This window comes from Nocardia alni (assembly GCF_019038435.1).
Taxonomy (GTDB): domain Bacteria; phylum Actinomycetota; class Actinomycetes; order Mycobacteriales; family Mycobacteriaceae; genus Nocardia; species Nocardia alni.
Genome location: NZ_JAGPOX010000028.1, coordinates 1 through 13,348 on the forward strand (window position 1 = coordinate 1; position 13,348 = coordinate 13,348).

Below are 13,348 nucleotides of genomic sequence, written 5' to 3' on the forward strand. Positions count from 1 at the left end.
CTGCCCACCCAGCAGCAGTTCCATGTCGAGATCAACGGCCAGGCCGCGGGGCCCTACGCGGTCGACCAACTGCGCCAGCTCGTCAGCAGCGGCCAGCTGATCAGGACCACGAACGTCTGGGCTACCGGCATGTCCGGCTGGGTCGCGGCCGAAACCGTGCCCGCGTTGCAGAGCCTGTTCACCAATCCACCACCGCTGCCGGGCACCCCGCCCCCGCCGCCCAGCCAATAGGAGCGGAACCCGTAGGCGTAGGTCGATAGGCCCCCGGGGGAACAACAATGAGCAATCCACAGCAGCCAGACAACGGAACACAACCGGGTGAGATCCCGCCGGGCCAGGGGCACCCGCAGCCACAGTCGCCCGGTGGTTACCCGGCACCGCAACCGCCGGCGAATTACGGTGGGGCACAGCCGGGTCGGCCCGGGCAGTACCCGCCGCCAGCGCCGGGATCCCAGCCTGGCGTACCCCAGCTCGGCGGCCCTCTGCCGCCGGGTTCGCCTGCGCCCCAAGGCGGCAACTCGGTACCGTGGGAAACCCCGCCCTCGGCGAACTTCGTCGTCTCGGGCGATGCACCGGTCCCGCACGGGATGCCGCAGCAGTCGTTCGGCGGCCCGTCGCAGCAGTATCCGAGTGGCCCGCCGCCGATTCCCGGCAGGCAGCAGCCTTTCGGCGGACCGTCGCAACAGTCGCCGAACGTCCCGATCCCGCAGTCACCAGGTGCTCCTCCGCCACCCCCGGGTGGTGCGAATCCGGTTGCGCCGCCCCGCAGTCCATATCCACAGTCGCCAGGCGGCCCGCCGCCACGGCCCGGTGCACAGCAGTCGTTCGGTGGGCCGCAGCAGCCCAATGGTCCGATCTCGCAGTCGCAGGGTGCCGGACCGCGGATTCCGGGTGGTCCGCCCCCGCTTCCGGGTGGTGTGAGCCCCGTTGTTTCGCAGGGGGATTCGCGACAGCAGCCGGTGGATGGCGGGCCAGTGATGTCTGGTGCACAGCAGTCGTTCGGTGGGCCGTCGCAGCAGCCGCCGAATGGTCCGATGTCGCAATCGCAGGGTGGTCCGCCCCCGCTGCCAGGTGGGATGAATTCGGTTCCGGCGCAGTCTTTCGGTGGCTCGGCGTCGCAGGGGCCGAGCGGTGGATATCACCCGACGATGCCGATGGGTGTGCCGCGGATTCCGGGTGGTCCGTCGCCGGTCGGGGTCGTCGGGGTGAGTTTCACGCCGTCCGGTGGGCAGTCTGCGCCGCAACAGGCTGTTGCGCCTGCGAATCGGGCTGCGCCGGAACATGATCGGGCGATGCTGCACGCTACCGAGCACACGCGAACGTATCCGTGCTCGGCCTGCGGTGGGCAGCTCATGTTCGATATCGCCAGCCAGAAGCTGCGCTGTCCGAGCTGCGGTAATTACACCGAGATCGACGCTCCGCGCCAGCCGGTGCAGGCCCGGGATCTGGGCTCGGCGATGGCGGAGTTGCGCGCGGAGCAGGCCACCGCGACCGGTCCGCAAGTTACCGGCGATCACGAGATCAAATGCCAGAGTTGCGGCGGCACAACATCATTCGTCGGCAGCTTGACCGCGACGAAATGCCCGTACTGCGCCACACCGATCCAGCGCGACGATGTGTACAACGCGCCCGCTCGGTTGCCGGTGGACGGCGTCGTTCCGTTCCGGGTCGATGAGAAATCCGCCAAGCAGTTGGTCGAGAAGTGGGTGTCGGGACGGTGGTTCGCACCCACCAACTTCAAGAAGTACAAGCGGGTCGGTTCGTTCACCAGCGTCTACCACGCGTATTTCGCCTACGATGCCGACACCTACACCTGGTATCAGGGCGAGCGCGGCATCGAGTACACCGAGACCTACCGCGACGACAACGGCGACCTGCAAACCATCACCCGGGTGCAGTGGTATCCCGTCCAGGGCGAGGTGGCCAACCAGTTCGCCGACGTGCCGGTACTGGCCAACGACGCGGCGAATCGCGACCGCATCAAGGCGCTCGAACCGTGGCCCATCGTCGAGGCCACCGCGTATTCACCGGAGTATGTCGCGGGGCATCTGGCCCGCACCTACGACCACGACGCCGAGGAGTCGTTGCCCGAGGCGCGCGCGGAGATGGAACGCGAGATCGAGCATACGGTCATGCGTGATATCGGCGGCGACCAGCAGCGCATCCACCAGTTGAATTCGTCCTGGAATTCGCTGGCGTACAAGCACGTGCTGCTGCCGATCTGGCTGTTGACCGTCATCTATCTGAATCAGCCGTTCAACGTCTACATCAACGGTCTGACCGGCCAGGTGTCCGGTCAACGGCCGTGGAGCAAGATCAAGCTGGCGGTGGCGATCACCCTGGCGGTGATCGTGGCGATCGTGCTGGTCGTATTGTTCATGAAGCTGCACGGGCACGGCGCCGCGCACGGCACCACCGGGGTTCACCACGTGTCGCATCGAAGGAGGTAGCCCGTGGCACTGTTGTTGTTGCTGATCGTGCTGGCGGTGCTGGTCCTGATCGGCGGCGCGGTCGCGATTCTGGTCGTGATCTCTCGCCACCAGAAGCAGTCGATCGCCTACGACAACCAGATCGTGCCCGGCATACCGTCGAACGCGCCGTCATCCTGGGCGGGTTCGCACGACCCGGAGGCGAAACTGCACCGCCGCCTGCGCGATGCGGTCCGCGCGCTGCGCGCGGTCAACGCCTACGACACCGCCGCGAGCGTGCAACTGCGCGCGGGCCTGGAACAGTCGGCGGTGGCTGTGGACAACCACCTGGTCGCCATCGCCGGCATCCCGGAGCCTCACCGCGCCCCGGTCCTGGCCGAGGCCGCCACCATGGTCGAGGCCATCGAGTCCGGCGTCGCCCAATATGCGTCCGCCACAACCAAACCCGACCCGGTAGCCTTCGAATCGGGCCTGCAGGGCGTGCAGACCAGCGTCGACGCCATCACCCGCCGAATCCAGGCCCTCGGCCCGGGCCAGTCCACTTCCGGCCAGATCGGATTCCCGCAGCCCGGTGCCGCCGGATACCCACAGCCGCCCGGCTATGCGCAACCGCAGCCAGGTGGTGGCTACCAGCAGCAACCGATCAGCGGGGGGTACGCGCAACCGAGCGTGTACCAGCAGCCCCATCAAGGCACAGCACAGCCGAGCGGTCCCGTCCCCGGCGGTCCAGTGGGCGATTCCGATCCCACGATCCGGCGCCCGCAGCCCTGATCGTACGATCACCCACTCGGCCAACCGATCCGAGCACCCGACCGATGCGTGTCGGCCGCCATCATGTCGCGCTGGGTGTCGACCAATCCCAATCGCGTTGGGTCGGCGGGTGATTCGGATCCTGCAATCCGGCGTCGGCGATCGGCACTCACACCTGGTGCGGCGCAGAGGTAGCCCGGCACCATCCAAAGCCGCAGGGCCGGGCCGGGCGTCGCGACCATGGATGCGCGCCGCAAGCCGAGGCCGTAAAACACCTGCCGCCGAAGCAGCCGATCCACTTCACCCGCTGGTAGCTTTCGGTGAACGCCAGTAGTGTGCTCGATGCCCAGCACCGGTGTCCGATGATCGTGTCGGTTCGAGGAGGATTCGCAGCAGGATCCTCCTGCGGCTGGACTTCACTCTGGCGGGGCTGTGATCAATGAGCCGGGTGCCTTCCGGAGAACGCCCGCTGTGTATAGCCGATGATCGACAAATAGGTCGGCCAGGGACGATCTGCGGGCAGGATCATCTTGCGCGCTCGACCCATGGGTGTGGCGATTACTACGTCATGGTCGATTCGCGCCGGCGCGGCGATGCTGTACACGCCGATGATGGCCGCACCGGCGTCGATCCCCCAGCCTCGCACCGCGACGGCGGCAAACTGTGTGCGCAGATGCGGTGGGGCGGTGATCAATGAGCCTGAGTCCGTAACGGCGTGCACGTGCTTCGGCGGACTGCATTCGATCAGTCCAGCGTCGGCCAGGTTCCGATGACGGCGGTCGCGTAGAGTTCCTCGGATTCGGCGATTGTCGGCGTAAGTCCTTGGTGAGCAAGGATTTCCGTGGCCGCGGGCAGTTGCTCCCGGCTCGACTCGACCAGCAGTCGTCCGCCGGGGGCGAGCCAGCGCGGTGCGGCCGCGACGACCCGCCGGAAGATGTCGAGGCCGTCCGGACCTCCGTCGAGGGCGGTGTGGGGTTCGTATTCGCGTGCCTCGGGCGGCATTTCGGCGATTCCCGCGGTCGGGACGTAGGGCACATTCGCTAGCAGAACATCCACGCGCCCAGCCAAATTCGATGGCAGCGGCGCGAACAGATCACCCTGATACACGGACGCGCCCAGAGACTCGAGATTGCGGCGGGCGCATGCGACGGCGGCTGGCTCCACATCACTGGCCACCAGCTCGACCCGAATACCCTGTGCCGACAACTCGGTCGCGGTCGCCAGCCCGAGCGCCCCGCACCCGCAACACATATCCACCACGACACACGTCCGCCCCCCATGCGATGCGTCCGGACCGTCAGCCGACTCCGCCTCATCTCCGTTAGGGCCACGTGTCCCCGCATGACGCCCGGAGATGCGATCACCGGAGGTCATGGCAGTGCTACTCCCCGCCACAACGTTGCCGACATCGCCGTTCTGTCTCCCTACACCGGGGAACCCGCCAGCCACGGCGTTATCGTGCAGAGCCAGCGAAACCGCCTGCTCCACCAAAAATCCCGTGCGCTGCCGCGGCACGAAAACCCCCGGCGCCACAGCGACCCGCAGACCCCGAAACTCCGCCCAGCCCAGCAGGTATTCCAACGGCGTCCCGGAAACCCGCTGTGCCACCAGAGCGTCCAGCTCGCGCGATGAGGTGGCAGCCTCCAACAGCAGCGCGGCCTCGTCCTCGGCGAACACACACCCCGCCGCCCGCAATGTGGCGACGAGGCCGTCGATATCCGGGCTCATTGCGGTGCTGTGCTCCTGCTCGTGGTCGAGGTCGTCGCTGTTTGTCCGTTCCCCGAGTCATCTTCGCAGCTGCACTACTGCTGTCGGTGGTAGAGGCCACTGTTTCGCGGCACACTCCCGGTCCGCTCTCGTTTGAATGGAAGCCGCCGTAGCTGGGTCAGATCCGGCCTCACGCTACATTTTGCCGTTGGAATTGTCGGAACCCGGCGTTTCGAGGCGGGAAAATGTAGCGCCAGGCCGGATCGGCTCTAGGAGTTGGGCAGGAAGACGTGCGTGGCATCGAGGTACATGCCGCGCTGGGCGGGCTTGGTCGGGGGAGCCAGCTGGGAGATGATCTCGTTGGGCGAGGTCATCGCGCCGACCACGCGGGTGCCGGCGACGATGAAATCGGTGACCGCCCGGCGGATGTGGTTGGGGGAGGTGATCACCACCGCGCCGCCGATGCCGTGAGAGCGCATGATCTGTGTGCTGAACAGGGCGTTCTGCACGGTCGAACCGGAGCGGTCCTCGACCAGGATGCGCGCCGGCGCGATCCCGTGGCCGATGAGCCAGGTCGCCATGGCCGCTGCCTCGGTGATCCCGTTGTGCGGGGCGCCGCCGGTGACGACGACCGGCGACGCGGGCGCCTGCGTCGCCTGAAGCCACGCGGCCTGCAGGCGGTTGATCAGTTCCGGACGCATCGCGCCGTTGGGCAGCAGGCCGTAGCCGAGCACCACGAGGGCGGTGCGCGCGTCGACCGTCCGGGGAAACGGGTTGGGCGCCGTGCCGACGCCCGCGCCGATCGCGCCCAGCACGCCGCGCGCGCCCGCGGCCATACCGGGATCGATGACGTTGAGCTTGGCGAACGCCATCTCCCGGGTGACCAGGTCACCGGCGTAGTCGGCCCAGATGGCCTGCAGGGCAAGCCCCTGCGGGTCGGTGGGCGCGGCGGCGACCATCCGGTGTAAGTCGGCCAGGCCCGCGATGTCGTCACCCTTGACGAATTCGGCCTGCGCGGCGATGTAGAGGTTTCGGGAGGCGTTGTCGGCCGCGGCGTTGTCCGCTGCGGCGACCCCGGAGACGGCCCCTACCGTGACGAGCGCCACCGAACAGGCGGCGAGGAGGATTCTGATACGCCTGGCGAATGTCACTGCTGTCGACACCTTTCGGACGAACGGAGTCTCGCATGTGTTGCTCGCAAGAGGCTCTAGCGCAACCGCACCCACGATACGGCCCGACTCGGTCCCCAGCCCGGATTTCCCGTTGTGACGTTTCCAGAGTGGGTGGGTAGCCGTTCAGTCCCGGCGTCGTTGCGGATGCGCCGCCCGATAGGGTATGAGGTCGTGGAGACCATTTCGCTGATCGGCAAGGACCTCGCCGCCGCACTCAACGCCGAGACCAAGCAGCGCGCCGCCGCGCTCACCGAGAAAGGGGCCGCGCCGCGGCTGGTGCTGGTGGTGGCCAACGACGATCCGGCCAGCGGCTGGTACGTGAAGTCGTTGCAGCGTGCCGCCAGCCGCCTCGGAATCGACTGTGACACGGTCGATCTGGGCGCCACCGCCACCGCCGACGCGATTCGCTCCGAACTGCGCGGGCTGTGCGCCGACATCGCGGTGGACGCGGTCATGTTGCAGACCCCGCTGCCGGAGGGTGTCCAGCTGCAGGACGTCAGTTCAGCGATCGTCGCGGCCAAGGACGTCGACGGGGTGAGCCCGCACTCGCTGGGCCTGCTGGCCACCGGCCTGCCCGGCTTCCCGCCCGCTACCTCCGAGGCCGTCGTCGAACTGGCCAAACATCACCAAATCCCGCTCTCCGGTCGGCATGTCGCGATCGTCGGCCGTTCCAACGTGGTCGGCAAGCCGCTCGCACAGCTGCTGCTCGCCGAAAACGCGACGGTGACGGTCTGTCACTCCCGCACCACCGACCTGCCCGGCGTGACCTCCGCCGCGGACATGGTGGTCGCCGCCGCCGGCCGCGCGGGCTTGATCACCGCCGAGCATGTGCGCGAGGGCGCGGTGGTGATCGATGTGGGCACCAACGAGGGCCCGGACGGCACCATCGTCGGCGACGTGGACGCGGAATCGGTTCAGGGCAAGGCCGGTTCGCTCAGCCCGGTCCCCGGCGGCGTGGGTCCGGTCACCACCGCTTTGCTCATGCGCCATGTCGTTCAGGCCGCCGAGGCGAGCCGCGCCTGATCGTCCGTCTGGTCTTGGCGGTGTAGGCCTGGTCACCGCTGGCGTGCTTATGCGCCATGTCGTTCAGGCCGCCGAGGCGAATAGCGCCTCGAGTATCCGTCTGGCCCTGGCGGTGTAGGCCTGGTCACCACTGGCCTGTTCATGCGCTACGTCGTTCAGGCCGTTGAGGCGAATCGTGCCTGATCCGAAATAGTGGAGTGGGCGGGTGTGTCACCCGCCCACTCGCCCCGGTTTTCGGGTTGCCGCCTCGAGTCCAACAGCCGGTCGACCCGAGCCCAACAGCCGGTTAGGAGACCTAACAGGCGGTGAACAAGGACATCAGGCGATCCAAGTCTTCGGATTCACCAGTGGGTCGTCACCGGATCGCCGATGCCGACGTTGTTGTAGTACCACTGGGCATCGGCGGGAGCCAGGTTGATGCAGCCGTGGCTGACATTCGAATGACCCTGCTGGCCGACCGACCACGGCGCGGAATGGACGTAAACCCCACCCCACGTCAGCCTTTCCGCGTAATAGACATCGAGGCGATAGCCGTCGGGACTGCTGACCGGAATGCCGATGGTGCTCGAGTCCATGATGACGTGCTGCTGCCGTTCCAGAACGGGAAACGTGCCGACCGGTGTGGCGTCTCCGGGTTTACCCATCGATGCACGCATCACACGCGGCACCTGACCGGGGATGAATACGGTGAAGGTGTGTGCGGACATATTGGCATCGGCGCGGGTACCGCCATTGGTGCCGAATTGTGCGCGCGCTGTGCCCGCGCCGACGGTGAATCGCGCATTGGCCGGAAGCATTCCGTCGGCTTTCCAGACCAGCTCCCGGTCGCCGTTCCAGGAGAATGCGCCGTCGAGCGGCCGATCAGCGTTGACCGTGACGGACCGCTCCGCCAGGGCGCGATCACTGACAGGCCGCGCGAAATCGATCGTGACCGGGTCGGCGACACCTACCAGCTGCCCGTTCGTCGGCGAAATGGATAGCACCGCTGGAAGCTGTATCGACGGTAAGACGAATGCTGCCGCGGCGGTACCCGTAGTGATCGCTGCGAGGGCCGCTATCACGACCGCCAGGAAAATGTGACGGGTCATCTTCCGCATGGCCCCACCCCTTCGACTGGTGTGGTTATTGGACGTTTGTCTTCATGATCACGTCGGCCCTACGAAGAACCAAGCATCGTAACCAAATTGCCGCATGTCGCTACGCGACAATCGATAGCTTATCCGCATAATCCCTCGCTATTGATAGGCGCCCTCGCTATCGCGCTCGCAGCCGGTGGTCACGGACGGCGATCAGGTTGTCGACCAGGCGGGGTGCGTCGGTCGCCGGGGTCAAGGGGGCGGACATCAGTGCCCGGATGTAGGCCGGGGACAGGATGAGCTCCCAGACGTCCTGGCTGTCCAGGATGGTGCATCCGCTCGCGGCCAGGGTCGCCTCGATCTCGCGCACGCGCGGCGCGGCGAATTCCGCGACGTCGACCAGTCCGCCCTCGCTGTTGCCTCCCGCCCGTGCCATCGCCCGGAAGAAGGGCATATGCCCGGGCTCGCTGAGGTCGGTGAGCAGGTTGGTGGCCCAGGTGAGCATGTCGGCGCGTAGGTCGCCGGTCGCGGGCAGTGGAGAGCGGGTCGTCAGCTCCTCGGCGATCGCGTCGATGATCAGGCCCTCGGCCGTGCGCCAGCGGCGGTAGATCGTGGCGACGTGCACGCCCGAGCGAGCGGCCACCGCGGCGATCTCGATGGTGCCGTCCTCGGATTCCGCCAGTAGTTCGCGCGTGGCCGCGTGGACCGCCTCCCTGGTGCGGGCGGTGCGGCCGCCGGGGCGGGTGACTCCTGTCGCTTGGGCCATGACCACAGACTAACGCGAACCTATTGCATTTGCATGCTAGGAGGCCTTACCTTTAAGGCGAAAAATTCGCATCAGTGGCGCAGACTGTGCGCACGGGCAGGGAGGACACGTCATGGCACGAGCACTGATCGTCGGTGGTGGAATCGCGGGTGACACGCTGGCACTGTTCCTGGGGCGAGACGGGTGGGAGGTGACGGTCGCCGAGATCGCCCCTGCTCCGCGCACCGGTGGGCAGACCGTCGACCTGCGCGGGGACTGCCGCGAGGTGTTGCGGCAGGCCGGACTGCTCGAGCAGGCGCTGGGATGTCTCATCCCGCAGCGCGGAGCGGCGTGGATCGCCACCGACGAGCGGCGACTCGCGGAGATGCCGGTGGAGGCGTTCGACGGGCAGGGCCTGGTATCGCGGGAGGAACTACTGCGCACCGATCTCGCGCGGATCATTCACGAGGCCGCCGGACCGGGCGTGACGCACCGCTTCGGCGATACGGTGGACGCGCTGCGGGACCAGGGGAGCCGAGTACTGGCCCGGTTCCGCGGCGGTGCTTCGGAGGAGTTCGATCTCGTGGTCGGCGCCGACGGCGCGCACTCACGGGTGCGTGCGCTGCGGTTCGGACCGGAGGAGAACTACCGCAGGCCGCTGGGCCTGGCGCACGCGTGGTTCACACTCACCGAAAGCCCCGGCACGCCGCGGCTGGACGACTGGTTCCTGCTCTACAACGCCCCCGGCCGCCGCGCGATGGCAGCCCGGCCCGGTCACCCCGGCCAGCAGGAGGTCGGCCTCACCTTCGCCGCCGACACACTGCCGCCACGACACGATCGCGAGGCCCAGTTCGCCCTGCTGGAACGCACTTTCGCCGACGCGGGCTGGCGAGCCGAAGAATTCCTGGCCGCCGCCCGCAAGGCGCCGGACTTCGCTCTCGACACGTACGACCAGGTGCACATGCCGTCCTGGAGCGTCGGCCGAGTGGTCCTGCTCGGTGACAGCGCATGGTGCGCCAGCCCGCTCAGCGGCCTCGGCACGGCCCTGGCACTGCGCGGTGCGGCCGAGCTGGCAGCGGCCCTGCGATCAGCCGGAGTGCACAGCGATCCCACCGACCCGAGCGCCGCCCTGACGGCCTTCGAGACGACGATGCGCCCCCGAGCCGCCTCCGCACAACAACTCCCGCCGGGGCGCGTCGCCATGGTGGCCCCACACTCGACCCTGGGCATCCGGATCAACGCCTGGGCGATGCGCGCCATCCAGGCGAAGGCACTGAGGCCCCTGATGGCCCGTGCCTTCGCCGCCACCGAGCACGGTCGACGTCCGGCGGAGACCGAGGGGATGCGGCCGGAAGTAACGAACTGAACGTCGGCGCCGTGGTGTGCGGGCGGGTTTCCCTGTGCGTCGCGGCGCCCGGTGCGTGACTTCACCGGAGATCGCGACCTGGTACTGGTCGTCCGTGGCCGCTGACGGCCCGCGCTTTCGTAGCCATCGCCTCGGCCTTCCCGTTCGACGCCCGGCCCCGAGCGACTGATGCCTTGCCGCAAGGGGTGAATGCCGTTGCGTGGCCAAGCGGCCTGCCTTGGCCGCCATCGAGCACGGTTGACGTCCGTCGGGGACCGAGGCGGCGTGGACGGAGGAAGAACGCGGGCGGTGTACTGACAGCGGTCGGGTACTCGGCCGTGTCATGTCGCTTGATTCGGTGGTAGATCGCGACCCGACACCGGTCGAGCGGCCGTCTTCGCCAGACCGGCGGCGAATATGGCTCAGTATCCCTTGTACGGGCGGGCTCGTTTCATCTTGCCGATGCGTCTGTGCAGGAGCGCGATGCGGCAGCCCGGGGCCTTTTGCCCGGACCTCAGCGCTCGATCGCCTCGATCACGCCCGAGTAAACGGTGTCCGCGCGCGCGATCAGTTCATCGATGCGGGAGAGCACCGGGCCGAACTCCGCGCTCTGCTCGGCGCCCAGGGAGGTGACGTTGATCGCGATGTTCAGGCGTGAGCTGGTGGCGGCGGCGCGGGCGGCGTCGGCGGCCGCGCCGATATCGGTTACCACGTTCGGGTTGCCTATGGGCAGCAGATCCGCTGCCAGGGAAAGGATCTCGTCGGCCTCGGCGACGACCGCGGCCGGGACCCGGGCGGCCTGCAGCAGGGCGGCGGTGATCGCCGCCTTGCGTGCGGTGGTCTGCTCGTCGGTGTCCTTGGGCAGCTTGTAGGCCGCGCCCACGGCGGTGAAGGCGGCCGCGTCGGCGTCGGCCAGGGCCAGGGATCGGGTGCGGGCGGCGTCGGCCGCGTCGATGATCCGATCGATGACAGGCCGATTGTCGGCATCCTTGGCGCGCGTGGTGTAGCGGGCCACCATGGCCACCAGCGCGGCGCCCTGCGCGGCGTGCAGCGCGGCGACGGCCCCGCCACCGGGGGCGGGGATCTTGGCCGCCAGATCGTCCAGGTACCGGCCGATCGCCGACTCACCGAAGGTAGCGGTGTCCACGGACGACGCGGTTTCCTGAGACATGCTGAGGGGCCTCCTGTTTCATGCGGTACGGCGATCGGCCGGACGCCGGCTCACCGACCGACGGCTGATACCGCACAACGGTACCGGGTGGGCGAAATCAGCCCGGGCGCGGTAGGTCGATCCGGCCTATCGCTACATTCAGGAGTGCGTTTCCTCCGGAAACGGACGATTCGGTACGCAAAATGTAGCTCTGGGCCGGGTGAGCGGTCCGGTTGGAGCTGTGTCGGCCCGCCGGGCCCGCTGGTGGTGACTTCATGGGGGGTCGGATGGGGCGGCGACGGAGCGCAGTAGTTTGGCTGACATGCGTATCGGATTGGGCATCAACTATGCGGGGGGCTTCAAGGAGGTCGCGGCCGAGGTCGCCGATCTGGAGCGCGCCGGGCTGGACATCGTCTTCGTGCCGGAGGCGTACTCCTTCGACGCGGTGAGCGCGCTGGGCTACCTGGCCGCGATGACCGATCGCGTGCAGCTGGCGTCGGGCATCCTGCAGCTGTACACCCGCACACCCACCCTGACCGCGATGAGCGCGGCGGGGTTGGACTACGTCTCGGACGGCCGCTACATCCTGGGCCTGGGCGCTTCGGGGCCGCAGGTGATCGAGGGCTTCCACGGCGTGCCGTACGACGCGCCGATCGGGCGCACCCGCGAGGTCGTGGAGATCTGCCGCAAGGTGTGGCGGCGCGAGCGGCTGGAACACCAGGGCAAGTACTACACGATCCCGCTGCCCGCCGAACGGGGCACCGGCCTGGGTAAATCGCTCAAGCTGATCAATCATCCGGTCCGCGAGCGCATTCCGGTGCTGCTGGCCGCGCTGGGCCCGAAGAACGTGGAGCTGGCCGCCGAGATCGCCGAGGGCTGGCAGCCGATCTTCTTCCTGCCCGAGAAGGCGAACGACGTGTGGGGCGAGGCCCTGTCCGCCGGTAAGGCCAAGCGCGACGCGTCCCTCGGCGACCTCGAGGTGTTCGCCGGCCCGACGCTCGCGATCGGCGACAACGTCGAGGGCCTGCGTGAATTCGTCAAGCCGCACCTGGCGCTGTACATCGGCGGTATGGGCGCCAAGGGTAAGAACTTCTACCACGCCCTGGCCACCAAGTACGGCTACGGCGCCCAGGCCGACCGCATCCAGGAGCTGTACCTGGCCGGTGAGAAGGAGGCCGCGGCCAAGGCCGTCCCGGACGAGCTGGTGCGCGACGTCTCGCTGATCGGTTCCGCCGGTTTCGTCGCCGAACGCGTGGCGGCCTTCCGCGAGGCGGGTGTCACCGTCCTGAACGTGGCCCCCCTCGCCGAAACCGCCGCCGAGCGCGTCAAGCTGATCGAACAGCTCCGCGAACTGCTCTGAGCCCGCCGGGGCCTTCCCAGCGCAACGCCGGCGGGCCGGTAGGCGGCACAGCATTGGTGAGCCTGCCGGTGTCGCAGCTTCGCCGAGCCAGTCGGCGGTGCAGTTCGGCGGGCCAGCCGGCGTCGCAGCTTCGGCGGCTGGCGGACGGTGCGGCATTGGTGGGCCGGTAGGTGGCGCAGCATCAGCGGGCCTGCCGGCGTCGCGGGTTCGGCGGGCGACCTGGCGCATGGCTTCGGCGGCCAGTCGGCAGCGCAACATCGGCGGGCCGGCCGCAGCGCGGCTTTGGCGGGTCAACCGGACAACGCGACCTCGGGAGCCGGACGAATGTCACAGCCGGTCGGCTCAACCGGATGGCCGTTTTATTCGGCTGGTTCCGGACCGTATCGGGTCTGCTGACGACGGCGCGTTTATGGGCCGCCCGACGGCCCGGCATCGGTGGGCCCGGCCCGACAGTGCGGCACCGGCGGATCAGCTGAATGTCTCGCTCGATCGACTCAACCGAATGCCTGCGACATTCGGCCGCGCCTCACCGTTTCGAATGAGCAGCCCGTGGACGCGGTAGCCGAACTGGCTGCTCACGTACACGGGCTG

Annotated in this window: 12 protein-coding genes; 6 read left to right on the forward strand and 6 right to left on the reverse strand. The window is 68.2% G+C overall.

Annotation, left to right across the window (positions count from 1 at the left end):
* From JZ791_RS13330 to JZ791_RS13340, 3 genes are all read left to right on the forward strand, one after another.
* Positions 1-231, forward strand: a 231-nt coding sequence (locus tag JZ791_RS13330; protein ID WP_216894628.1) for a DUF4339 domain-containing protein, incomplete at its 5' end; no start/stop codon positions are given.
* A gap of 1,061 nt (positions 232-1,292) precedes the next feature.
* Entirely contained in the window at positions 1,293-2,450 is a 1,158-nt protein-coding gene (locus tag JZ791_RS13335) for a TFIIB-type zinc ribbon-containing protein (protein ID WP_216894630.1), read from the forward strand.
* Positions 2,451-2,453: 3 nt separating this feature from the next.
* Complete coding sequence (locus tag JZ791_RS13340; RefSeq protein ID WP_216894632.1) at positions 2,454-3,200, forward strand: hypothetical protein; 747 nt, start codon at positions 2,454-2,456, stop codon at positions 3,198-3,200.
* 415 nt (positions 3,201-3,615) lie between these two features.
* On the opposite strand, the gene JZ791_RS13345 is transcribed toward JZ791_RS13340, so the two are convergent.
* The 3 genes from JZ791_RS13345 to JZ791_RS13360 all read right to left on the reverse strand — a co-directional run bounded on the left by JZ791_RS13345 (position 3,616) and on the right by JZ791_RS13360 (position 6,037).
* A complete protein-coding gene (locus JZ791_RS13345) occupies positions 3,616-3,873 on the reverse strand; it encodes a hypothetical protein (protein WP_216894634.1) in 258 nt (85 codons plus the stop codon).
* Between the two features lie 50 nt (positions 3,874-3,923).
* Positions 3,924-4,907: a methyltransferase gene (locus tag JZ791_RS44970; protein ID WP_254205659.1), complete on the reverse strand. Its 984-nt coding sequence runs from the start codon at positions 4,905-4,907 to the stop codon at positions 3,924-3,926.
* A gap of 248 nt (positions 4,908-5,155) precedes the next feature.
* A complete protein-coding gene (locus JZ791_RS13360; RefSeq protein WP_216894636.1) occupies positions 5,156-6,037 on the reverse strand; it encodes a YdcF family protein in 882 nt (293 codons plus the stop codon).
* 192 nt (positions 6,038-6,229) lie between these two features.
* Here JZ791_RS13360 and JZ791_RS13365 point away from each other — a divergent pair, with 192 nt between their 5' ends.
* Positions 6,230-7,081 carry a bifunctional 5,10-methylenetetrahydrofolate dehydrogenase/5,10-methenyltetrahydrofolate cyclohydrolase gene (locus JZ791_RS13365; protein ID WP_216894638.1) on the forward strand — a complete coding sequence of 284 codons (852 nt, stop codon included), beginning with the start codon at positions 6,230-6,232 and terminating at the stop codon, positions 7,079-7,081.
* A 341-nt stretch (positions 7,082-7,422) separates the two neighbouring features.
* Here the strand turns inward: JZ791_RS13365 and JZ791_RS13370 are convergent, their stop codons facing one another.
* Both JZ791_RS13370 and JZ791_RS13375 read right to left on the reverse strand, forming a co-directional pair.
* Complete coding sequence (locus tag JZ791_RS13370) at positions 7,423-8,178, reverse strand: L,D-transpeptidase (protein ID WP_216894640.1); 756 nt, start codon at positions 8,176-8,178, stop codon at positions 7,423-7,425.
* A gap of 157 nt (positions 8,179-8,335) precedes the next feature.
* Positions 8,336-8,923, reverse strand: a complete 588-nt coding sequence (locus JZ791_RS13375; protein WP_216894642.1) for a TetR/AcrR family transcriptional regulator — start codon at positions 8,921-8,923, stop codon at positions 8,336-8,338.
* A gap of 112 nt (positions 8,924-9,035) precedes the next feature.
* Here JZ791_RS13375 and JZ791_RS13380 point away from each other — a divergent pair, with 112 nt between their 5' ends.
* Positions 9,036-10,268 (forward strand): FAD-dependent monooxygenase, encoded by a 1,233-nt coding sequence (locus JZ791_RS13380; RefSeq protein ID WP_216894644.1) that lies wholly within the window; start codon positions 9,036-9,038, stop codon positions 10,266-10,268.
* Positions 10,269-10,761: 493 nt separating this feature from the next.
* Here the strand turns inward: JZ791_RS13380 and JZ791_RS13385 are convergent, their stop codons facing one another.
* Positions 10,762-11,418, reverse strand: a complete 657-nt coding sequence (locus JZ791_RS13385) for a cyclodeaminase/cyclohydrolase family protein (RefSeq protein ID WP_216894646.1) — start codon at positions 11,416-11,418, stop codon at positions 10,762-10,764.
* A 301-nt stretch (positions 11,419-11,719) separates the two neighbouring features.
* Here JZ791_RS13385 and JZ791_RS13390 point away from each other — a divergent pair, with 301 nt between their 5' ends.
* On the forward strand, positions 11,720-12,757 hold the full coding sequence (locus JZ791_RS13390; protein WP_216894648.1) for an LLM class F420-dependent oxidoreductase: 1,038 nt from the start codon (positions 11,720-11,722) through the stop codon (positions 12,755-12,757).
* The last annotated feature ends 591 nt before the right edge of the window (positions 12,758-13,348 follow it).

Bases quoted from the DNA above. Each gene is read 5' to 3' on its own strand.
- JZ791_RS13335 (WP_216894630.1), top strand. From the start codon at position 1,293: ATGCTGCACGCTACCGAGCACACGCGAACGTATCCGTGCTCGGCCTGC.
- JZ791_RS44970 (WP_254205659.1), bottom strand. From the start codon at position 4,907: ATGAGCCCGGATATCGACGGCCTCGTCGCCACATTGCGGGCGGCGGGG.
- JZ791_RS13370 (WP_216894640.1), bottom strand. From the start codon at position 8,178: ATGCGGAAGATGACCCGTCACATTTTCCTGGCGGTCGTGATAGCGGCC.
- JZ791_RS13375 (WP_216894642.1), bottom strand. From the start codon at position 8,923: ATGGCCCAAGCGACAGGAGTCACCCGCCCCGGCGGCCGCACCGCCCGC.
- JZ791_RS13380 (WP_216894644.1), top strand. From the start codon at position 9,036: ATGGCACGAGCACTGATCGTCGGTGGTGGAATCGCGGGTGACACGCTG.
- JZ791_RS13385 (WP_216894646.1), bottom strand. From the start codon at position 11,418: ATGTCTCAGGAAACCGCGTCGTCCGTGGACACCGCTACCTTCGGTGAG.
- JZ791_RS13390 (WP_216894648.1), top strand. From the start codon at position 11,720: ATGCGTATCGGATTGGGCATCAACTATGCGGGGGGCTTCAAGGAGGTC.